2 tRNA genes are annotated in these 506 nt (G+C 44.1%); both read right to left on the bottom strand.

Features of this window, described 5'->3' with window-relative positions:
- Nucleotides 1-108: 108 nt before the first annotated feature.
- Nucleotides 109-184, bottom strand: a tRNA-Ala gene (locus EO114_RS07795).
- Between the two features lie 101 nt (nt 185-285).
- Nucleotides 286-362, bottom strand: a tRNA-Ile gene (locus EO114_RS07790).
- Between the last annotated feature and the right edge of the window lie 144 nt (nt 363-506).

Genomic DNA, 506 nt, shown 5'->3' with positions numbered 1-506 from the left:
CCTTATAAGTTAATTTAGAGAATCTATGTGCTTGGTCTAACCCTTAGAGTCAACTCTAAGAGACCAAATCATAAATTTTATTATCTTCTATGCAGTTTTCAAAGAACATGGTGGAGACGAGGAGATTCGAACTCCTGACCCCCTGCTTGCAAGGCAGGTGCTCTCCCAACTGAGCTACGCCCCCATGTGAGTCTATCTTGTATTCGGAATCTATCCTTATTAGGAATTTCTTCCATCTTAAGATAGGACTTAATATATTAGCTCTTCTTCATCGAAGAAAGGCACTGGTAGGCCTAAGTGGACTTGAACCACCGACCTCACGCTTATCAGGCGTGCGCTCTAACCAGCTGAGCTATAGGCCTACATATGAGAGTTGACCTCTCAAAACTGAACAATAAAGGTGACCAAAGTGTCGACCTAGTGTGACACCTAACATCTTGTGCTAGTGTATGTCTCCCTAGAAAGGAGGTGATCCAGCCGCACCTTCCGATACGGCTACCTTGTTA

The sequence above is a fragment of the Veillonella sp. 3627 genome (assembly GCF_003992195.1).
Taxonomy (GTDB): domain Bacteria; phylum Bacillota; class Negativicutes; order Veillonellales; family Veillonellaceae; genus F0422.
Note: the sequence above shows the minus strand (reverse complement) of the source record. Positions and strands in the feature narration are given on the sequence as shown.